Source organism: Bacillus sp. CH140a_4T (assembly GCF_008923725.1).
In the GTDB taxonomy this organism is placed as follows: domain Bacteria; phylum Bacillota; class Bacilli; order Bacillales; family Bacillaceae_G; genus Bacillus_A.
In genome coordinates this window covers 506,825-529,779 of sequence record NZ_WBPF01000016.1, presented here as the reverse complement: position 1 = coordinate 529,779, position 22,955 = coordinate 506,825, and the positions used below count along the sequence as shown (strand labels likewise).

Annotated in this window: 18 protein-coding genes and 1 pseudogene; 4 read left to right on the top strand and 15 right to left on the bottom strand. The window is 36.0% G+C overall.

The features are described 5' to 3' along the window. Positions 1-158: 158 nt before the first annotated feature. The 4 genes and pseudogenes from F8162_RS18225 to F8162_RS18210 form a co-directional block, all read right to left on the bottom strand. A pseudogene (locus F8162_RS18225) lies at positions 159-814 on the bottom strand (FadR/GntR family transcriptional regulator). A gap of 261 nt (positions 815-1,075) precedes the next feature. After that, complete coding sequence (locus tag F8162_RS18220) at positions 1,076-2,476, bottom strand: sensor histidine kinase (RefSeq protein WP_151631206.1); 1,401 nt, start codon at positions 2,474-2,476, stop codon at positions 1,076-1,078. Between the two features lie 3 nt (positions 2,477-2,479). Further along, the gene (locus F8162_RS18215; protein WP_000049882.1) at positions 2,480-3,151 is read right to left on the bottom strand and encodes a response regulator transcription factor; all 672 of its coding nucleotides are present in this window, start codon (positions 3,149-3,151) and stop codon (positions 2,480-2,482) included. Beyond that, positions 3,144-4,118 carry a YncE family protein gene (locus F8162_RS18210; RefSeq protein ID WP_151631207.1) on the bottom strand — a complete coding sequence of 325 codons (975 nt, stop codon included), beginning with the start codon at positions 4,116-4,118 and terminating at the stop codon, positions 3,144-3,146. Before F8162_RS18210 ends, F8162_RS18215 begins: the two co-directional genes overlap by 8 nt. A gap of 136 nt (positions 4,119-4,254) precedes the next feature. On the opposite strand from F8162_RS18210, the gene F8162_RS18205 reads away from it, so the two are divergent. The 4 genes from F8162_RS18205 to F8162_RS18190 all read left to right on the top strand — a co-directional run bounded on the left by F8162_RS18205 (position 4,255) and on the right by F8162_RS18190 (position 9,517). After that, complete coding sequence (locus F8162_RS18205) at positions 4,255-5,370, top strand: CdaR family transcriptional regulator (RefSeq protein WP_151631208.1); 1,116 nt, start codon at positions 4,255-4,257, stop codon at positions 5,368-5,370. 117 nt (positions 5,371-5,487) lie between these two features. After that, complete coding sequence (glcD, locus tag F8162_RS18200; RefSeq protein ID WP_151631209.1) at positions 5,488-6,900, top strand: glycolate oxidase subunit GlcD; 1,413 nt, start codon at positions 5,488-5,490, stop codon at positions 6,898-6,900. After that, complete coding sequence (locus tag F8162_RS18195; RefSeq protein ID WP_087957922.1) at positions 6,897-8,225, top strand: (Fe-S)-binding protein; 1,329 nt, start codon at positions 6,897-6,899, stop codon at positions 8,223-8,225. Before glcD ends, F8162_RS18195 begins: the two co-directional genes overlap by 4 nt. Positions 8,226-8,689: 464 nt before the next feature. After that, positions 8,690-9,517 carry a CAP domain-containing protein gene (locus F8162_RS18190; RefSeq protein ID WP_088083445.1) on the top strand — a complete coding sequence of 276 codons (828 nt, stop codon included), beginning with the start codon at positions 8,690-8,692 and terminating at the stop codon, positions 9,515-9,517. A 41-nt stretch (positions 9,518-9,558) separates the two neighbouring features. On the opposite strand, the gene F8162_RS18185 is transcribed toward F8162_RS18190, so the two are convergent. From F8162_RS18185 to inhA1, 11 genes are all read right to left on the bottom strand, one after another. Next, on the bottom strand, positions 9,559-10,164 hold the full coding sequence (locus F8162_RS18185) for a DUF1648 domain-containing protein (protein ID WP_151631210.1): 606 nt from the start codon (positions 10,162-10,164) through the stop codon (positions 9,559-9,561). Positions 10,165-10,255: 91 nt separating this feature from the next. Continuing rightward, positions 10,256-11,179, bottom strand: a complete 924-nt coding sequence (locus F8162_RS18180; RefSeq protein WP_151631211.1) for an RluA family pseudouridine synthase — start codon at positions 11,177-11,179, stop codon at positions 10,256-10,258. A 100-nt stretch (positions 11,180-11,279) separates the two neighbouring features. Next, entirely contained in the window at positions 11,280-11,696 is a 417-nt protein-coding gene (locus tag F8162_RS18175) for a hypothetical protein (RefSeq protein WP_000490295.1), read from the bottom strand. A gap of 100 nt (positions 11,697-11,796) precedes the next feature. After that, entirely contained in the window at positions 11,797-13,989 is a 2,193-nt protein-coding gene (locus F8162_RS18170; protein ID WP_151631212.1) for an MMPL family transporter, read from the bottom strand. Between the two features lie 110 nt (positions 13,990-14,099). Then, a complete protein-coding gene (locus tag F8162_RS18165) occupies positions 14,100-14,747 on the bottom strand; it encodes a phosphatase PAP2 family protein (RefSeq protein WP_151631213.1) in 648 nt (215 codons plus the stop codon). Between the two features lie 59 nt (positions 14,748-14,806). After that, on the bottom strand, positions 14,807-15,856 hold the full coding sequence (potD, locus tag F8162_RS18160) for a spermidine/putrescine ABC transporter substrate-binding protein PotD (protein ID WP_048561458.1): 1,050 nt from the start codon (positions 15,854-15,856) through the stop codon (positions 14,807-14,809). A 38-nt stretch (positions 15,857-15,894) separates the two neighbouring features. Then, positions 15,895-16,695 carry a spermidine/putrescine ABC transporter permease PotC gene (gene potC / locus F8162_RS18155; protein ID WP_048561459.1) on the bottom strand — a complete coding sequence of 267 codons (801 nt, stop codon included), beginning with the start codon at positions 16,693-16,695 and terminating at the stop codon, positions 15,895-15,897. A 6-nt stretch (positions 16,696-16,701) separates the two neighbouring features. Then, positions 16,702-17,550 carry a spermidine/putrescine ABC transporter permease PotB gene (gene potB, locus F8162_RS18150; protein ID WP_151631214.1) on the bottom strand — a complete coding sequence of 283 codons (849 nt, stop codon included), beginning with the start codon at positions 17,548-17,550 and terminating at the stop codon, positions 16,702-16,704. Then, complete coding sequence (potA, locus tag F8162_RS18145; RefSeq protein ID WP_151631215.1) at positions 17,547-18,530, bottom strand: spermidine/putrescine ABC transporter ATP-binding protein PotA; 984 nt, start codon at positions 18,528-18,530, stop codon at positions 17,547-17,549. The genes potB and potA overlap by 4 nt, the downstream gene beginning before the upstream one ends. A 236-nt stretch (positions 18,531-18,766) precedes the next feature. After that, positions 18,767-20,134, bottom strand: coding sequence for an aldehyde dehydrogenase (locus F8162_RS18140; protein ID WP_151631216.1), 1,368 nt, complete (start codon positions 20,132-20,134; stop codon positions 18,767-18,769). A gap of 171 nt (positions 20,135-20,305) precedes the next feature. Then, the gene (gene inhA1 / locus F8162_RS18135) at positions 20,306-22,693 is read right to left on the bottom strand and encodes a M6 family metalloprotease immune inhibitor InhA1 (RefSeq protein ID WP_151631217.1); all 2,388 of its coding nucleotides are present in this window, start codon (positions 22,691-22,693) and stop codon (positions 20,306-20,308) included. Positions 22,694-22,955: the final 262 nt, after the last annotated feature.

Sequence of the window (22,955 nt, the reverse complement as noted above, 5' to 3'; positions counted from 1 at the left end):
CCCCCTTTTTACAGCTCCACCAACAAACATATGGTCATCAGATGACTAAGAAAAGAAGAAATAGGCTCAACCATGGCCTATCCTCTCCCTCTTCTAAAGAAAACGCTTACTTAATCTCTCTCTATTTTATCAAAAAATTTGATTTTTAAAAGATTAAATTACGAATTTATATCGTTTTACCTGTGACAATATGTTCTACATTTGTTAAATGATCTAGCATCGCTTGCTGCGCTAATTCTACATCTTGCTTTAACACTGCATCATATATAACTTGATGCTCTTCTATAAGTCGTTCTGATGTTGTTTGTTCACCATATAAAATAATGCGTCTTGATTCACCAATTGTTTCAGCAATCATCTCTGAAACATGGTTCATGAGTTCAATCAAAATGTTGTTATGCGAAGACTCCGCAATTCCCATATGGAACTGAAAATCTGCTTTTTCACCAGCTTTTTCATCTCCAATGCTCTTTGCCATTTCATCTAACCAATGCTTCATATTTTTCAAATTCTCTTCCGTACGTTTTGCCGCAGCTGCTCGAACTGCCCCCACTTCAAGCACCTTTCGTACTTCTAATAAATTCAAAATATCTTCTTTCTTCATTAATAATCTATTGTTTAATGATTTTGTTAATGAAGAAGAATCGAAATTCTTCACATATGTACCTTCTCCTTGTTTCATCTCAATTAAGCCCATCGCTCTTAGCGCACTTAACGCTTCACGAACAGCAGATCTGCCAACTTGAAACTGCTCAGCTAATTGATGTACAGGAAGTAGTTTGTCACCAGGTTTTAACGTACCATTTTTAATCATTGTTAAAATAGCTTCAGATACTTCTTCGTAAATTTTTTTCGGTTTAATCGATTTGTACTCCAGTTAAATCACCTCAGTATCTTCCAAACAACAATTGAAACGATTTATAAGAACTTTGCATCATAACTATTTTAGAACGAATTGGTAAGAAGTACAAATGTTTTGTTCATAAAATCGTCAAAATTCCGATATTTATTACATATTAATTTATATCTTTCTGTATAACTATTGTCTCCTATACAAAAAAGCATGCCCTAAATATTAGAACATGCTCCCCTCATCCTGTACTTTCAATTTAATAATAACCGTCGTCCCATTTCCTTTTTCACTTTCAATTCGCCACTGTCCATCATGTATATGAACAATTTGTCTTACAATAGCAAGACCTAAACCTGTTCCACCATGTTGGCGACTTCTCGCTTTATCAACGCGGTAAAAACGTTCGCCAAGATTTTCTAAATGCTCTGTATCAATACCGATTCCCGTATCTTTTATGTTCAATTCACAGTATTCATCTATCTGCCTAAGCGTTATCATAATATCCCCATTTTGATTCGTATACCGTATCGCATTATCTAACACGTTATGAAGTACTTGCTGCATACGATCCTCATCAATCATTACAATAATTTCTGGATTTAAATTTGTTGAAATGCGAATTTTCTTTTCTATAAATTTAATCTCATACGTATCTAACACATCTTCAATCAGTTGTGAAAAAACGATAGGTTGTTTCTTTAACGGAAAATGTTCCCCTTCTAATTGTGCTAAATCTAACAAATCATGAACGAGACGCTGCATACGATCTGCTTCTTTATGAATGAGCTGTGTTACTTTTTCCTGCTGTGGTCCTTTCGCTACACCATCTAAAATAGCCTCGCTATATCCTTTTATATAACTAAGCGGTGTTCTTAGTTCATGTGAAACGTTAGCTAAAAATTCCTTACGCTTTACGTCTTCTGTCTCTAAAGAATTTGCCATTTTATTAAATGCTTTTCCTAATCTTCCAATTTCATCTTCGGAAGAAATTGTAATTCGTTCTGAGAAATCTCCCGTAGCTAAATGATTAGCAACTCGTTCCATTTGCGAAAGTGGTCTCGTAATAGCAATAATAATCTTTCTACCAATCCATATTGTTAGTAACGTTATAGCAAGTGCTAACGGTGCCAAAATAAGGCCCATATCATATATTAAGTCTTTTATACTTTTTAAAGGAATATAAGAATATACAATACCAACTAATTTTTTATTTTCTAAAACAGGGATGACAACCCCCATAATATTACGGTCAAAATGTTCCTCATACCCTATCTTTGTCACAGTTTTCCCATCTAATAATGCTTGCCTGTCCCCTTCACTTATAAGAGAATGATGATGTACATCAAAAGGTAAACATGCGCTTAAATCACGTGGGTTCGATACGAAAAGAACGTCTGAACTAGATATTTGATCAAATGCTCTTACTTTCTCTTCAAAAGTTGATATGCCTTCACGCTTATCATATTGCGCAGCAAGACCCTTCCCCTCCGTTACTAATGAATCTTTTAAATTATCAACGTATAGTTTTTCGTACGAGTATAAAGATACAAAATAAAGAAAAGAAACTGTTACAAATACTGCACATACTACTGTCAGCCAAAGCTTCTGTACCATCGTAAACATACGTTACACCTCAAATTTATAGCCTACACCCCAAACAGTTTGAATGTAGTTTCCACTTTCTCCAAGTTTCAAACGCATCGTTTTCACGTGCGTATCTACTGTTCTTGTACTTCCGGCATAATCATATCCCCATACCTTTTCCAACAATTGTTCTCGGCTAAATACTTGTCCCGTATGTTGGCAAAGAAAATAGAGTAAATCAAACTCTTTTACTGTAAGAGAAATCGGCTCACCATCCGCCTCAATCTTCCTACTTTTTTCATTAATCAGGATCGGTCCAAACTGAACCTCCTCTTGTTGTTCTTGCTTTGTATAACGTCTTAACACAGCTTCCATACGAGCAATTAATTCTCCAGGGCTAAATGGCTTTACAATATAATCATCTGCTCCCATACGTAAGCCGTTCACCCTATTCCACTCTTCACCTTTTGCTGTTAAAAATATAATTGGTACATCTGATGTTTTTCTAATTTCTTTACAAACTGAAAGTCCATCCATCTCTGGCATCATAATATCTAGTACAACGAAATCATAATGATTCGTCTCTAATTTTTGTAGAGCTTCTTTTCCATTTTCAGCTTCTCCCCACTCGTACCCGAAATTATCTAAGTACATGCCAACAAGCTGTCTCATATCACTTTCATCATCTACAACTAGCACCCTATATTTACTCATTGTCCTTCCCTTCTCTCTCTATGAGTTGAAACGGCCCTTTTCCGACTTTAATTGTTTGTTTTATTTTCAAATTCTTCATATCCATAACGCACACTTCATCACTATCGTAGCTTGCTACGTACCCTTCTGCTCCGCTCTTCAAAAATGCAAATGGGTTCGATCCTACTTCTACAGAAGCAACCTCTTTATACGTACCAACATCAAACTTTCTAAGTGTATTCGAACCGTGACTCAATGCATATACATACTTTTTATCCTTCGTTATATTCACAGGCATGAATGGAGCGTGTAAAGAACGTACCATTTCCCCGCTCTGTAAAGAATACACTAATACTTTCTCATTCACTTGATTTCCATCACCATGTCCGCCAATCCATATTTCTTTCCCATTCGGACTGATTGTCGCTCCCGTTGACGCTGGGGGAATCATAAAGGATTGGATCACTTCTTTTTTCTTTTTATCAATTGTCGTTAACTTCGTATCATAAAAGTTTAGTACTGATAACTGGTTATCGTGCTCTACCATCGTTATTGGCCCTTTTCCGGTTGACACACTCCCTGTCTCTTTCCCTTTTATCGTAAAAAACCTTACCTTTTGAGCCTTTTGATCAGCAGCAAATAATTGCTTTTTATCTTCTGATACGACCACATTTACAATGCCTTTTCCCGTTTTATATTTTTCCACTTGCCTTCCTTCTGCTAGTGAATATACATACATGTACTCTAGCTGCTTACCATATACAAGTATGTCCTCACCGTTTGGAAGCAGTGCAATTCCTGCCATTGGTTCATTAAGTTCCCATGTCGTAATTAACTTTTTAGTTTGTTTATCAACAAAACTAATACTACCTTCTTTTATATTCGTTGTTATAATAACACTTTTATCTTTAGCAATCGGTGTATATGAACTTCCTTGACACCCTACTAATAGAAATAAAAAACAGAGAAGAAAAACATACTTTCTCAAAAGATTCCCTCCATCTTCGGATGATTTCGTTATAATTGTAAAATAACAAATAAATGTGTGGAAAGTGTGAAATTTCCCTTTCTTACTTCATTTACATATATAATGTACAACAAATAGAATTTGAGGTGTGCAAATTATGCTTTTTCCTGATTTAGCGAATAAAATTGTACGAGAAGTACGCAGACTAATTAAAGAAAATATTATTATCATTAATATACAAGGCGTTATTATCGCAAGCACAGATATAGAAAGAATCGGTCAATTTCATGAAGGTGCACTCCGTTGTGCGAAGCAAAAGAAAACTGTCATTATTACAAAAGAAGATGAACGACGTTTGCAAGGCGTAAAGGCGGGTATGAACCTCCCCTTACTATTTCATGACGAAGTAATTGGTGTCATTGGAATTACAGGCGAACCTGAAAATATTTCGCAATACGGAGAAATATTACGTAAAATGACCGAACTACTCATTCACGAAAACTACTTTTTAGAACAACTAGAACTTGAACACCGTTCTTATGAAGCATTTGTCTTTGATTGGCTTCAAAATACAGACTGGTCTCCAAGCTTTCTCGATCGCGCAAAAACACTTGGTATTGATTTATATAAGAAGAAACAACTTATTTTGTTCTCAATCGATCAAAATGACACGATGCTTCAGCGTAAAGTTTGGCAACACGTACGCAATCTATTAACAAAGGAGCATTTATTTGTTCGTTGGGGAAATGATCGATTTATTTTATTTACAGCCACACACTCTAAAGAGCAAACATATCAATTTTTAAACCGATTAAAACAAGACTGTGAAACTTTATTTTCTATTCCTTTATATATTGGGATTGGACAATCTGTTACGCCAAACAATATGAACTTATCGTACGAACAAGCATTACAAGCTCTTTCTGTATCACTTGAAACGAAAGAAATTGTATTTAATGAAGATTTACGTTTAGAAATGTGCTTACAAGATATTTCTGCTGAAACGCGAGAACAGTTTCTAAGACGCACGATCGAAAACTTATTATCATCGCCTGAACTTATGCACACTTTACGTTTATTTATTGATTATAACCAATCTTATAAACAAACAGCTGAGCAATTACATATACACATTAACACATTGCATTACAGGCTTAAAAAAATCGAGGAGCATACAGGACTTGATCCGAAACAATTCAAAGACTTAAACATTTTATACTTCTCGCTCCTCTTATTAGACAATCATACAAAAAAGAATGATAAAACAGATTAATCTTTAGGTGATTATACATAGAAAGAATCCCCCAATTTTTTTATCATTATAATGAAAGCACTGTTACAACGTTTTTTATTATGACTAAATACGTTAACAGTTTGAGGGGGATTTCCAATGTTAGAAAAGCAAATTATTCATTCATTCGTATCCATTGTTGGCGAAGATAATGTAGATACATCCAATATGGGGCGTTTAACGTATAGTTATGATGCCACTCCAAACTTCCAAGCAATGCCTGCTGCAGTCATTGCTCCTCGTAATACAAATGAAGTAGCTGAAGTATTAAAAGTATGTAACACTCACAAAATTCCTGTATATGTTCGTGGTTCTGGAACAAACCTTTGTGCAGGTACATGTCCACTTGAAGGCGGTATCGTCCTTATCTTCCGCCATATGAATAATATTTTAGAAATTGATGAAGAGAATTTAACAATTACTGTACAAGCTGGTGTCATTACACTTGATATTATTAAAGCAGTAGAAGAAAAAGGTTTATTTTATCCACCAGATCCAAGCTCGATGAAGATTTCTACAATCGGCGGTAACATTAATGAAAACTCAGGTGGATTACGCGGATTAAAATATGGCGTTACACGTGATTATGTGATGGGTCTTGAACTTGTCTTACCAAATGGCGATATTATTCGTACTGGAGGTAAATTAGCAAAAGATGTAGCTGGTTACGATTTAACTCGTTTATTTATCGGTTCTGAAGGAACGCTGGGCGTCGTAACAGAGGCAATATTAAAACTCGTTCCTATGCCTGAAACGAAAAAAACGATGCTTGCGCTCTATGAAGATATAAATGAAGCTGCACGTGCTGTTTCTTCTATTATTGCAAATAAAATTATTCCAGCGACACTTGAGTTTTTAGACCAGCCGACAATTGAAGTTGTAGAAGAGTTTGCACAAATTGGTTTACCAACTGACGTAAAGGCAATTTTATTAATTGAACAAGATGGCCCGCCCGAAGTTGTCGATCGAGATATTGAAAAAATGGCTCACGTTTGCCGCTCTATGAATGCAGTCGATGTTCGCGTTGCAAAAGATGAAGCGGAAGCAGATGCGCTTCGGACAGCTCGCCGTAGTGCACTATCAGCACTTGCAAGATTAAAACCTACAACAATACTGGAAGATGCAACAGTACCACGCTCACAAATTGCTCCGATGGTTGAAGCAATTAATGCCATTGCAAAAAAATATAATATTCCTATTTGTACGTTTGGACATGCTGGTGATGGTAACCTACATCCAACTTGTATGACAGATGCTCGTAATGAAGAAGAAATGCACCGAGCTGAACAAGCTTTTGCTGAAATATTTGCGAAAGCAATTGAACTTGGCGGCACGATTACTGGTGAACATGGTGTTGGCGCGATGAAAGCTCCGTATTTAGAAATGAAATTAGGTAAAGAAGGTATTGCTGCTATGCAAGGAATTAAACAAGCCTTCGATCCAAATAACATTATGAATCCAGGCAAAATGTTCGCGAAAGACACTCGTAAAAGAGTGGTGGTTGAGCGATGACAACATTAAATAAAGAAAACATTCAAAAGGAATTTAAAGAACGATTAAGTGAAGATGAACTATTAAACTGTATGCGATGCGGTTTCTGCTTGCCAACTTGCCCTACTTACATTCAATCTGGATATAAAGAATCACATTCACCACGAGGACGTATCGCATTAATGAAAGCAGTCGTTGACGGTTTAATTGAGCCAGATGAAGATGTTGAAAATACATTAAATGTTTGCCTCGGTTGCCGCGCTTGTGAACCTGTTTGTCCATCGGGTGTGAATTATGGACATTTATTAGAAGAAGCTCGTGATATTATAAATCAAAATAAAAAGTTCTCGGTGCCAGTGAGAGCCGTTCGTAAAGTCGTGTTTGAAGGACTATTCCCGCATCAAAATCGAATGAGAACATTAACAGGATTAATCGGATTTTACCAACGTTCTGGTTTACAAACGCTAACACATAAAACAGGGATTATGAAGTTATTCCCTGAAACACTTGCAACGATGGATCTTGTTTTGCCAAAAGTCCCTAAAATGAAAGCAATGAAAGATCGCCCTGAATTTTTACCCGCTGAAAGTACAAAGAAGAAACAAGTTGCATTCTTCACAGGTTGTTTAATGGATACAATGTTTTTAGAAACAAATAACGCAACGATGAAACTTCTTCAGTTAGCTGGTTGTGATATCGTTATTCCGAAAACACAAAGTTGCTGCGGGGCATTACATGGACATGCTGGTGAGAAAAGCGGAGCAAAGGAACTAGCGAAACGCAATATAAAAGCATTCGAAGATTTAAACATCGACTATATTATTACGAATGCCGGTGGTTGCGGAGCTTACCTTGTAGACTACGATTATCTTTTAAAAGACGATCCACAGTGGGCTGAACGCGCAAAGCAGTTCGTTTCTAAAATTAAAGATATTACCGCTATTCTAGTAGAACTAGATTTCCATAAACGAAAGGACTTACGACTCACACCGCAAATTATTACGTATCAAGACTCTTGTCATTTACGCAATGTTATGCGAACATCTTCAGAACCTCGTATGCTACTAGAAGCAATTCAAGGCGCCACATACCGTGAGATGAAAGACGCGGATCGTTGCTGTGGTTCGGCTGGTATTTACAATATTGTTCATTCAGAGTTATCAATGGAATTTCTAGATTACAAAATGGACCGTGTGCATGAAACAGACGCAGCAACCATTGTTACTGCAAACCCAGGTTGTTTATTACAAATGAAATTAGGGATTGAACGAGAAGGTCTTTCTCATAAAATGAGAGGAATTCACATTGTAGATCTATTATTAGAAGCAATTGAAACCAACTCGTAATAACTCGTAACATACGTAATAATAAGAAAACGGCTATCTCCTTCGTCTACGTAAAGAGATAGCCGCTTTTTTGTCCGCTACAACATTAAAAATATGTTACTTTATTATAAAAAAGAACAACAGAAACATTACAGTTTTGTAAAAATCAATCCAGTATATTCCTCAAAAAAATGCCCAAACCATTGATACAATAGGATTCTTCATTTTCAATATAGGTACATTTATCCAAAAACACCCTCTTAAAATCAAGTATAAAAATGCTGAAAATTCCTTTTATACTCTATGTTTCTCTTATTTCCCCCCATTTCCCCTCTTAGGATAAATTAGGTAAATTTTAAGTCTATGAATTTTTTTCCATCTTTTTTCTTGCAAATTGTATGCTACGATGAATTTGTCAGTCGGACAGGCTGTCAAAACAAATCGTGTGAAAACAAATTAAAACTTTATATAGGGGGACACACATCATGAAAAAGCGTGTTTTATTATCTGTAGCTGCTGCAACAGCTCTTACTCTAGGAGTATCATCTTTAGATGCACAAGCTGCAACAGTACAACCATCTAACATAAAGGTTCAAAATATTCAGCATTCAAAAGTGATGATGAAGCAAATGAGCCAACAAGAATTACAAGCATTCTTACAATCTATGGGAGTTGAGTCATTAGCACAATGGCAACAAGGAAATTTCCAACCAAACTGCTTCATTCCTGGTCAACAACCAACTGAAAATGTTGTAACTGAGCAACCAACAGCTAAGCCAGAAACTCAAAAGCCTGTTGAACAAAAACCTGCTGAGCAAAAGCCTGCTGAAGAAGTTCAAAAACCAGAAACTCAAAAGCCTGCTGAAAACAACAATACTCAAAAACCTGCTGAACAAAAACCTGCTGAGCAAAAGCCTGCTGAAGAAGCAAAATCTTTAAGCGAATTCGAACAACGTGTTGTTGAATTAACAAACGCTGAGCGTACAAAACAAGGCTTACCAGCATTACAAATCGATACTGAATTAAGCAAAGTAGCACGTATCAAGTCTGAAGATATGCAAAAAAACAACTACTTTGATCATAACAGCCCTACATACGGGTCTCCGTTTGACATGATGAAGAAATTTGGTATTTCTTATAAGTCTGCAGGTGAAAACATCGCTCAAGGCCAACGTACACCTGAAGAAGTAGTACAAGCTTGGATGAACAGCGCTGGACACCGTGCAAACATCTTAAATAACGGCTTCACTCACATCGGTGTTGGTTATGTAGAAAGCGGCAACTACTGGACACAACAATTTATTACGAAGTAAATAGATTAAAAGAGTCTTCTCATAATGAGAAGACTCTTTTTTTAGGTTTCATAACTTTCTATTATGTATGAATACAATATGTAGAACATAAACAAAATAGAGCCACAACTTATTACAGTAAGTAACATATAAAATCCCCATTTCAAGTTCAAAAACAAGGAAAACAATATACTACATGCCATTACTTGAAAAATCCGCCTGCTCACTAAACGAATTTTTTGTAATTGAATTGGGTCTTTTTCCTTACTCTTAACTTCTTTAAACCCTTTACTAAGCATAAAGAGAAACATACTAATCCCAATTGTTAATCCTGTCTGAAAGGATATCACACTTCCAAAATTAATAAAGAGAATGAGCATATGGATAAACAACATAAATAAAGTAATCGTCTTTAGAAATCCACTTATAATGAAATGCTCGCCTTCATTCAACTTATATATATTATGTGAAATAATATACACGAATCCATGCAAAAAAATAATAAGACAAGGAATAAATGCTATAACAACTTGTTTACTCATAAACTCGTTCGGCCCACCATTTTCATTCCAATGTACTGCCATACGGTTTGGTAAATATGGATAGAGGCATAGAGTAACTAAAAGACAAGCGAAAAATATTCCTAGTATATATTTATATTTGACCAAGTGATTCTCACCTCTCTTTTCTCTTAACGGCTTCGCTTCTTTTAGAGAAATTCCTGCAAAAATCTACTTTTCTCAAATTTAAACTTACATTTTACGCATTCATTCTTTGAAATTCTTTCATTGTATTATTTAATTTTGTAGGAAATGGTACATCCACTTCAATCTCTTCTTTCATAATTGGATGTAAGAAGTTTATTTTCATCGCATGCAATGCTTGCCCAGACATATATTGCGTTTGTCCACCATATAATACATCCCCGACTAATGGATTACCATTGTAGCTCATATGAACACGAATTTGATGAGTTCTACCCGTTTCTAATTGTAACGTTACGAGCGTAATATTTTGGTTCTTAAAATACTCCTCTACTTTATAAAATGTGATTGCTTGGTCTCCATTTGGAGAAACACGTCGTCTCGTCGCATGATGGCGATCTCTTCCAATCGCCGCGTCAATTGTTCCTTGTTTCTTTTTCACTTTTCCTTCCACAAGCGCCGCGTATGTTCTTTTAATTTTTCGTTCCATTAATAAACGATCCATAATTGCACCCGCAATTCTATGCTTAGCAAACACGACACCACCTGTCGTATCTTTATCTAACCGATGAATATGACGAACCTTCGTCTCTAAACCTTGCATTTGAAAATGAAAGGCAACAAGGTTTGCAAGTGTTCCCATCCCACCTTTTTCAGCAGGATGCGTATCCATCTTCTCAGGCTTATTCACGATGAGTACGTGATCATCTTCATACACTACATCTAATTCACCATATTCAGGCTCTACATCGTATTCTTCTTCTATAAACATATGCACTTGTAACTTATCGCCTTCTTTTAAAAGCTCATTCCATCTTCGCTGGTCTCCGTTAACGGTAACACCTTTTTCCATACGAAGCTGATGTAACAACTTTTTCGGTATTTCCCATTCTATTTTTAATAATGACTCGATGCTTATACCATTCCATTTCGCTGGAACAGTAATTTCGCACCATTCGCCCTTTTTCTTCGTTTCCATACTGTATCACCTTATTTCTATTGATTCTCTCATTGTAACGGAAAACACAATTTGATGCACCGTCAAAAATAGAGGACAGTCTTATAGTAGACTGCCCCCCTCATGCTCTACGCCGTTTCATTTCCTGCAATACTTCTTCCGCTTTTTGCTCATACGATAAATCTTTAAAGAAATCCGCCAATCTTTTATAATCATTATACGTATCTAATAAGTCATCAATTTTTTCTACTTTCATCACTTGTTGTTTTTGCTTCATTTTTACTGGATAACGATAGCCCGATACTTCTTGTATTTTGTAATACTCATCCTCTACTTGAATGACCTTTACAAGTTCTTCCTCTTCCGCATCCATCGTATATCCATCAAAATCTCTCAGCAATTCATAAATAATATGAGTCCATTCATCTTTTGGATAAAATCCTTTTTCTAACCGATAACCGACAATGCGATACATATGCCCATCGTTTTCTGCAAACTGTACTGTATCATTTAGCTTAAACTTAAAATAACGAAACATTGCCTTCACCTACTTATATGTAATGTTCTTATCACATACTATTTGCAAAATGTAGGTCTTGCTATTCATAAAAAAATACTCATCTCATAGATGAGTATTTTTACGATGATTTTTCTCTTTTCTTTCGAAATGGTAACCACCAATTCCAGTCTCCAAACAATTTCATTAAACTTGGTACAAGCATAAGACGAATAATTGTTGCATCAAGGAATATCGCTAATGCAACGCCAAGCCCCATTTGCCGTACTGGTAAAATATCAGTAAAGGCGAACGCACCAGTTACAACAATCATAATTAGTGCAGCGGATGTAATGATTCTACTTGTTGACACAAGTCCTTCTAACGTCGCTTGATCGTTATCTCCTGTTTCTTCATATAACTCATGAATACGTGAAATAAGAAAGACTTCATAATCCATGCTAAGCCCAAATACAAGGCCGAAAATGAAGATTGGTAAGACAAATAGAACAGGACTCGCTTCTAATCCAAAATGCCCACCTTCAAATAACCAAACAACAATTCCAATTGTTGCACTTAAACTAAGTATATTCATAATAATTGCCTTAATCGGAATGAGTATAGATCGGAATGCAAATAATAATATAACAAAGGTCGATCCAAATATAACAGACATACCAATTGCAACTTTATCTTTAATTTCATCTTCTAACTCTTGTTGGAACGTCGTCATTCCGCCTAAATAATACGTAACATTCGTTCCTTTATAATTTTGTTTAAAATCACGAACCCACTGTTTAGCAGTTTCAGTACGTGGTTTTGTTTTTAGAAAGACTTCTATCGTCGTCTTATTCCCTTTCGTATATACTTCAAATACAGGAGCTAGTTTCGTTGCTTCTGGCGACGCTAATATTCCAGCAACTTGATCTGCTTTCATACCAGTTAACCCGTCGTATAAGCTTCTAACTTCATATACTTTCTTATCATCTTTTAACTTTTGAACGACTTCTTCTATCTTTTGTAAACTTTCTTTTTCTTTCATATCTTTTTTCGTCTCTATCACTAACGTAACATCAGCATGTTTTTTTGCAGTTTTATTAAATGCTTCTTCGTACTTCTCATATGCAAGTCTTGTATCACTTTGTTTAGGTAGAGCTTCTACGTCAGGGAACTGCAAATTAGCTGTACGTAATGGTAATAGACAAATCACAATAAATGTTGTAACAACAATAATCATCGCAATTGGATGTTTCATTACAAATTGTGCAAATGTACGCCAAGCTTTTGCCGGCGTATGTGCTACTTGATTCTTTTTTAATATCCGTTTCCCAATTAATGATAATAGCGCTGGAAGGAGTGTGAGTGAGAATAAAATACTCATAATCACAACAATCATTCCGCTAATTGCGACAGACTGAATATAATCAATTTTAAAGAAAAACAAGCCGGATAACCCAACAAATACACATAATCCTGAAAATACGATCGCACGCCCTGCTGTTTGATACGTAATTGCTATCGCTTCTTTTACCGCTCGTTTTGCAACTTCCTCTCGAAAGCGATTTACAAATAATAGCGCAAAATCAATGGATAACGCAAGTCCAATCATCGGTGCAACATTTAACACAAAGATAGATAGTTCCTTATCGACACCTATAAAGTATAATATGCCCATCGTACTAATAACACTAAGTGCCCCATTTACAATTGGTAAAATAGATGCCAAAAGGCTACCAAATGAAAATAGTAATACGAGAAATGCAATTGGCAGGCCAATCATCTCTGCTACTTTTAAATCATTTTGCGTTCTTTCATTAATCTCTTGATTAATTTTTGGAAATCCTGTTGGCGTTACTTTTAACGCTGCATTACTTTCTTTTTCGACTTTATCAGCAAATTGTAATGTCTTTTCCATTCGTTCCTTATTTGTTTTCCCGGAAAATAAAATTGTCGCATAGCCGATATCATCTTGTAACATTTCTTTATTTTGCACTGGGTGATGGAAAGATTCATAAGTCTCTTTCTCTTGTACATTCTTTACAATTTCCTCTACTTGCTTTTGAAATTCCTCATGTGAAACACCTTTATTTTTTTCAAAAACGAGTAAAAGTGTATCTTGAGACCTCTTAAAATCTTTATCTAAAATTTCTTTCGTTTTTTGATAGTCCCCTTCTGTTTGGAAACCATCACCACCTAATACTCCTGGTAGCTTTGGAGCGAAAATACCGAGTCCTATCGCAAGCAATAGTAATGCTACAATTACTGTATAACGAAACTGATACAAAAAAGCTCCTAACTTCCCCCACTTATCTACTTTATGTACATTTGTTTTCACACATTTTCACCTACTTTAAATAATTCAATTATTATTTATAATGTATCACATCTTCGTACAAACAAAAAACGTCTGGAAACACTATAATGATAGTTTTTCCAGACGTTTTTCTATCTCTCTTTATTAAGTCCTAATCTCTCTGTAAGTAAACGGTGATAGTAAATCGCCATAATTAACAAAATACCACCTACGCAATAACCAGCTAAAATATCAGTTGGATAATGCACATTTAAAATAACTCTGCTTAATCCAATCGATACAATTATGATTCCCATCAAAATCGTTATAACATATTTCCCAGTTACACTCTTCAAATTAGCGGCAATGATATAAGCAAGAAACCCGAATGTCATAATAGATAACATTGCATGCCCACTAGGGAAACTATACCCAAGTGCATCCAGCGCTTCATTTAACGACGGACGTTCTCTTTTCGCAATTTCCTTTATCCCTTTATTTACAAGATGTGTTACTAAAATACCAACTGGATACACGATCATCGCAGCATAATAACGTTTTCTCCAAAAAACAAGTAAACTTATAACGAGCGTAGTTACGATCCCAATGGCAGACCCTAATTTTGTATAATGCGAGAAAAATGTAAGCGAATCTTCTGTTTGTAATCCTTTTACTAATGCTCGGACATATGTATCCATCACTGTAACACCACCCGCATGTACGCGCCAAGCAACAATACCAAATACAGCAAGTAATAAAGCGATACATACTAGCTCATATTGATGTAACTTCTTTTTCAAACGATTTCCTCCTACTATGAAAAAATGCGATTTCTACTTTAGAAACCGCATTTTCTTACTTATTTACCTTTTGTTTTTAACTCTGTCCAGTAACGATCATAGTCTTTTAACTTATCATCTACATCAACAAGCCATTCTGTACGATCTAATTCTTCTTTCGTTAAGAAAATCATATGGTTATCACGATATTCTTTACTATGAAGGGGATGAGCTTTTTCATTTGGATTACTGTATCCAATTGACTCGTAGTTTTTCACACTTACTTTTTCATCTAATAAGTAGTTCATAAACTTCTCTGCAAGCTCTTTGTTTTTCGCACCTTTTGGAATTGCTAACGTATCAGCCCAAATTGTGCCGCCTTCTTTTGGTACAACATACTCTACATCTTTATTATCTTTTGCGATAAATGCTGCATCTCCAGACCAAACTGTTCCGATCCAAGCATCTTCTGTAATGAATTTTTGTTTAATATTATCTGTATCAAATGCTAATAAGTTTGGAAGTAGCTTCTGTAAATCAGTTGCTGCTGTCTTTAACTGTGCATCTTCTTTCGTGCTGTTTGAGAAGCCGTTTTTCTTAAGACCCATACCTAATACTTCACGAGAATCATTTAATAAAGTTACATGCCCTTTATATTTCTCATTCCATAGGTCAGCCCAGCTTGTAGGAGCTTCTTTCACATACTTTTTATTGTATGCAATCCCTGTTACACCCCAAGTATATACTAAAGAATATTTATTCTCTGGATCAAAAGCCGGTGTTTTGAAATTAGAAACCATATTTTCGATATTCGGGATATTCTTTTTGTCTAACGGCGCTAATAAATCCATTTTCGCCATTGTTTTAACCATGTAATCAGACGGCTGAATTAAATCATACTTCGCGCCACCAGCTTGTAATTTCGCAAGCATTTCTTCATTACTTGCATACTTATCATAGTTAATTTTTACGTTATATTTCTTTTCAAAATCTCTTAGCACTTGCTCATCAAAATTGTCAGCCCAGCTATAAATGTTTAACTCTTCTTTCTTTTCACCACAACCAGCAAGTACACCAGCAACAAGGCTAAAGCTAATTGCTGCGCCGGCTAATCTTTTCATTAATTTCATCGGTTTATTACCCCCTCGTACTTTCTATATCGTTCGTATTATAAAGGAAGGTGTCCTCCAGAGTTTTCTTCACCATCTGCACCTTTGTTACGGAAGATTTCAGATAGAACCATTAATCCTACGATAGCTACAATTAAAATTGTAGAAAGTGCATTAATTTCTGGTGATACTCCGCGCTTAACCATACTGTAAATGTATAATGGCAATGTTGTTGATCCTGGTCCTGATACGAAGAAACTAATTACAAAATCATCAATTGATAATGTGAATGTTAATAATGCTGCTGAAACAACTCCTGGTGCAATTGCCGGGAACGTTACATAACGAAACGTTTGCCACGGCGTTGCTCCTAAATCATTCGCAGCCTCTTCTAAATCACGTCCCATACCAGAAAGACGTGCTGCTAAAATAACGACAACAAATGAAATACTAAATGTAATGTGCGCGATAATAATTGTTGTTTTGCCAAGTTCCATACCTAATTGACTAAATAAGATAAGTAAAGATAATCCCATTAAAATATCAGGAATTAAAATTGGTAAATACACAAGACCGTTAATAGCCCCTTCATAACGATATTTATAACGATGTACTGCAAGCGCGAAAATCACACCAAGAACTGTCGTTACAATCGTCGTTACGATCGCAATCGTCATACTATTTACAAACGCATCAATAACATCTTGCTTTTGAAATAAATCTGTATACCAATGGAGCGTAAAACCTTCCCATTCCGCATTAATACGAGAATCATTGAAGGAATATACCATTAAAACCATCATTGGAAAATACAAGAACAATAAAATTAACCAAGAATAAGAAACTAAAAACTTCTTCATCTTTCTCTATTCCCCTCCGTTCCCATCATATTTATATACTTTCGTTGCACGATAATATAAGTAAATTAACAGAACAGAGAATAGAACAACAATCATAGACAACGCAGACCCAAACGGCCAGTCACGCGCTCCTAAGAATTGATTTTGAATTACGTTTCCGATTAACGCTACTTTCGATCCACCCATAACGTCTGATACAACAAACATTCCGATAGAAGAAACAAACACTAAAATAGAACCAGTAGCAATCCCTGACATTGTCATTGGTACTGTTACATTCCAAAATGCCTTCGCTGGTGTTGCTCCTAAATCATAAGCTGCTTCTAGCTTGCGCTTATCAAGCTGCTCAATCGCTGCATACACCGGTAAAATCATAAATGGTAATAAAGAATAGACCATTCCGAGTATTACAGAAGGTGTGTTATATAGTAAATTTAACGGTTCACTAATAATACCTAGTTTCAATAGCAATGTGTTTACAAGACCTTGTGAACGTAAAATAACAATCCATGCGTATGAACGAACAAGGAAGTTAATCCAAAACGGGATCGTTGCCAATAATAAAAGAATGGAACGGTATTTACGATCAACAATTGTAATTGTATAAGCAAATGGATAACCAATTAGTAAACAGATTACTGTTGTAATAACTGCAATCTTAACAGTTTCCCATAACGTTCCCATGTATAGTGGATCAAACACACGAGCTATATTCTCTAACGTAAATTTCATTTCCACTGTTCCGTATGCTCCGCGCTGCATGAAGGCAAATGCCAATACAAACAGAAGGGGAATTAGGAAGAAGATTAACAGCCACGCGACTGTAGGTAGTGCGAGTAATTTCCCTTTTTTCAATTTAAGGTCACCTCGTCCTCTTGCTCCCAGCCTACGTATACATTATCTCCAATGCTCCACTGCATTGCTTCTTCAGCAGTTTGATATGCCATTAGTAATTCTGATGTTTTCTCGTCACGTACATACAGCTTTTCCATATTTCCAACAAACTCAACGTCTTCAATATGTCCAAGATGGTATTCTTTTAAAATCGGCTCTTCAACCGAACGTACCTTTACGTTTTCAGGGCGAATTGCTACATAGCCTTCCCCGTTTTTCACAATATTATTTTCACCGATAAATGTCGCAACGAACATCGTTTTCGGCTTATTGTAAATTTCTTTCGGCGTTCCAATTTGTTCAATATGTCCTTTATTCATAACGACAATACGATCACTCATGCTCATCGCTTCTTCTTGATCGTGCGTTACGTATATGAACGTAATTCCTAAATTACGTTGTAAGTTTTTCAATTCACGTTGCAAATCTTTTCTTAATTTAAAGTCTAACGCCCCAAGTGGCTCATCTAGTAATAATACACGCGGGTTATTTACAATCGCTCTCGCAATTGCTACACGCTGCTGCTGTCCACCAGAAAGCTTTGCAGGTTTACGATTACGGAACTCAAGTAACTGCGTTAAACGCATTGCCTCTTCAGCACGCTCTTTCTGCTCTGCTGCCGGTACTTTCTGCATTTTCATACCGAAACAAATATTTTTCTCCACATTCATATGTGGGAATAGCGCATAATGTTGGAACACTAAGTTCATATGACGCTTATATGGTGGCAAATCGTTAATCTTTTCATCATCTAATAAAAGATTCCCTTTAGTTGGAGTTTCAAATCCTGCGATCATGCGAAGTAACGTTGTTTTCCCGCAACCACTCGGCCCTAAAATCGTTAAAAATTCCCCTTCTTTAATGTCTAAAGAAAGAGGTGGGATAATCACTTGATTTCCAAAATGTTTTTCTACTGCTTCAACTTTAATAATCTTTTTCATTTTCCCGTCCTATCTACCTTAAATTTTAATTTTTATATTCATGAATAAATATTTATGTTCTATAGACTATTTTTTGTTTCGATCCAAACAAAAATGGTTGTTTAGCAGCGTTCTCTTCTATTCTTTATGTAGTATGTTTGATTCATTTTCGCATGATACATATGTCGAACAGAAAAACCCCTTCCATTGCGAAGGGGTTATTATCATACGGCTACGCCTACTGATAAACACCATCATCATTTTAACAACTTTCGTATGAATTTTAAAGCACTTTTTGTAGAAGAGTAACGAATTTTCATATCGAATGCCGTAGATTGGGCTAAAATGCTTTTATAATGTGAAAAAGTCCGAAAACTTTCTTCCCCATGATAACTACCTAATCCACTACTTCCGACGCCACCAAAAGGTAAATATGGCGTTGCAAGATGATAGACAACATCATTAATACAGCCTCCGCCATATGAAATATTACTCGTCACTTTCTTTTGCACTTCTTTATCTTCAGAAAATACATATAACGCTAACGGCTTCGGATGTTGCTGAATTGTGCCAATTACCTCTTCTATGTTGTCGTATTCTACAATTGGTAAAATCGGACCAAAAATTTCATCTTCCATAACCGTACTTTGCCATGTAACATTTGTTAACACTGTTGGTTCTATATGTAAAGTTTCTTTTTTATAGTTCCCGCCGATTACCGTTTTACCATCTTTCAAAAATGTACATAAACGTTCAAAATGACGTTCAGTCACAATTCGTACATAATTGTCATTGTTCAGTGGATCTTTTCCATACTGCTCCGCAATTTCATGTCGTATCGCCTCGATTAACTGTTCTTTCACCGAGGCATGCACATACATATAATCAGGCGCTACACACGTCTGCCCTGCATTTAAAAACTTACCCCACACAATTCTTCTTGCTGTTACATCTATTTTTGCATCTTTATGTACAATACATGGGCTTTTTCCGCCAAGTTCTAACGTGAGTGGTGTCAACCGTTTCGCTGCTGCCTCCATGACAACTTTTCCAACACCGACACTACCTGTAAAGAACATATAATCAAACGGTTCCTTTAACAATTCCGTACTCTTTTCTACACCGCCTTCTACTACCGCTACAAGCTCTTCTTGGAATAATTCCTCTAACATCCTCGTAAGCACTTTAGAAACGTTTGGCGTTAGCTCTGATGGCTTTAAAACAATTGTATTTCCAGCCGCCAACGCTCCTACAAGAGGTGCAATTGCTAATTGAAATGGATAGTTCCATGGTGCAATAATAAGTGTCACACCGTACGGTTCAGGAACTACTTTCCCCTTTGATCCAAAATGAGTGAGTGCTGTTCGAACCCGCTTCGGTTTACTCCACGATGAAATATGCTTCAATTGAAAGGAAATTTCTTTTAATACATATCCAACTTCCGTTGTAAACGACTCATGAACTGACTTATTTAAATCTAATTTCAATGCCTGAAATATTTCTTCTTCAAAACGCTGAATGCCTTCATAAAGCTTCTTCAAATTATTCTTTCTCACTTCTACACTTCTCGTATGGCCATTATAAAAATATGCTTTTTGTTTATTTACAATAGAAGAAACACTCATTCATTCACCTTCTCCCACTATTTTTATCCAATTCTTTCATTATTTATATAGACTTCATATATAATAAATTTCTATTCGTAAAGTTACATTATATATAATTTCTTCTTTTATATAAAATTCATTGCTCACAAAAAAACTACCGAAAGAAAATCTCTCGGTAGTTTTACTGTATTAACGATATAAGCGAACAGCACCTGCAGAATTATCATCAGCTTGTCCTACTACTTCAAACTTTAGGCCAAGGTTCGGTAAAATACGTCCTGCATCTGGAATCTGTTGATTAATATACGTTTTCGAATCATCAAACTTCGACACACCTGCTAAGCCGTTATACGTATACGTTCCACGAGTTGGAGATACAACTTTCCATGCTGGCGTTTTATCGAATGAGAACGCCGCATCAGCGATTTGGAATCGTGTACTACTCTCAATTGTCGGTTTACCATTTAAAGTTCCTACAATTGCTTCTGGATGAGAGTCAACTACACCAAGGAAACCATGTCCTGGATGTAAACCAACCCAGTTATCTGTGTAAGCTGAGTCTGCATACCATACAACCATACCAGAGTTATATTCTGGACCGCGAGCAAATTTCAATGCGCTATCTGATCCAGTATGATTTCTCCACTCTACATAGTAGTTATGTTTTTTCTTCTCAGTTCCGTTAGAAACTGCGAAACCATCTAATTTAAATTGTGGTGTACCTTCTGCATCATCAGAGAATACTACTTTGCCATCTACTGTTAATGAAGCATTATCAAGTAGGAAACCGTTTAATGCTAAACCACCATCTGTAATGTATTCAAATGTTAATTTTACTTTCTTACCTTTGAATTGGCTTAAATCATATGATTTATCAACCCATTTTCCATTTGTCGAATGTGCATTTCCACTATTTGCTTTCTCACCAAGTTTTTCAATTAGCGTTTTTTGCCCATCTTCTGTTACAGCATGTACTTCAAGGAAATCATACTCTGCTTCGATTTCATATAACGATTTGAAATCAAATTTCGCATTCGTTGCATTCGTTAAATCGAACAATGGTGTTTCTAACGTTGTATGAAGATTGTCACCTTTTGTGCTGTAGTAGTACTGCTTACCAAATGCTGGAGCAATCGTTTTTATATCTTTATCAGGTAAGTTTACACGAATCATACCTGGACGGTTCGTTTTCGTAACACTTTGGTCTAAATATGTTGCTAGACCGATACCTTTATTTAATTTCTCGTAATCTACTTCTACGATATTCGCCCAGTTACCACCAATTGTTTTTTGGAAAAACTCTTTATTTTGTGGTGAGAAACTCGTTGGCGTTGTTCCTGCAATCTTACCAGCCCAGCTTCCGCCACTCATAACAGACCAAGCTTGAATTGGCTCACCATGACCAGTATAGTCTGTATCATACTCATCTGGAAGGCCTAAATCATGACCATATTCATGTGCGAATACACCAACTGCGCCATCTTCTGGCTCAATTGTGTAGTCGAATGCCGCTATCTTTCCGCCCCAATATGGAACTTTCGCTTGTGTACCTTCAATTGGGAATGGTTTTGGTCCAACTGTCCAGCGATGTGACCAAATTGCATCGTCACCTAATTTACCACCGCCCGCTTCTTGTCCAACACCTGCATGAATAATCATTAAGTGATCAATTAAACCGTCCGGTTGCTTTTGATTTCCATCACCATTTACATCGTATTGATCGAACTGATCAAACTCAGATAAATCAATACCGCTATCTACAGCTGCTTTTAATGCATCTTTTACTAAATCACGTGGTCCTTTTGGTCCTTTATTATCATGACCTGTAGCAGCATCCGCACCGTAATCAGCAGCTTTACCAGGAACTGTTAACCATTTTGTAACCGTTCCGTCTACTGTGTAACTACCACCAGATTGCTCTTCATAATATTGTTTAAACGTTTCGATTTTGCTTCCATCCTCTAACGCAAATGGCTCATCACCGAATAACATTTTTTCATAATGTTCTTTGTTAAAATCTTCCGAATACATATAGCCAGGCTCTTTATCGATATTGTTATGTTTAAAGTCAGCGTACTCTACAAGTAAAACGAGTACTTTATCTTTACGAACTTCACCGTTATATTCTTTTCCCTTTGCTGGAGATGTTGGTACTTTACCATTTAGACCACCCTTAACTGGGCCTGTCGCTGCAGGTGTTCCTGTTGCTGGTTTGTCTAACTTTTCTTTCGTATCTGCTTTTGCATCTTTCACTTTCTTTAAAAAGTCAGATGCTTCTTTCGTAAGTGGGTCCCCATTTGTTACTTCTTTCCCAGGATTTTCACCTTTTTTGTTCTCTACGTATTTTTCCACAGCTTTCTTTGTTTCTTTCTCTGAAGCTTTCGAATCAATTACCCCACGTTTTTTTAGCGCATCTGCTAAACGTTCTTCCGGAATTAAATGATCATCAACTGGGCTCGTAGCTGTCTTATTCACAGGCGTTTCAGCATATGCAGATTGAGTACCAGCTCCGAACGAAAGACCTAATACAGCTGTCAAAGCGATTGATGATAAAACTTTGAACGGTTTCTTGTTCATCCCTTATTTCCTCCCCTAATAAATAATATGTATTACAAATTGAATTTTATTAAAAATTCAATATTTTTTCAATATTTAGTCATATTATGTAATGTTTTTAATATATTTGTAAAAATTCCATAGTTAGCATACGAATATATCACAATTCAACAATGTTTTCTGAAAATATTGAAAATACTTGTCAAAAACTTTATAATTTCCATAGAGGGAATTTAATGGGGATTTTATCTTTGTTTTATCTACAAAATATTTGATAATTCAC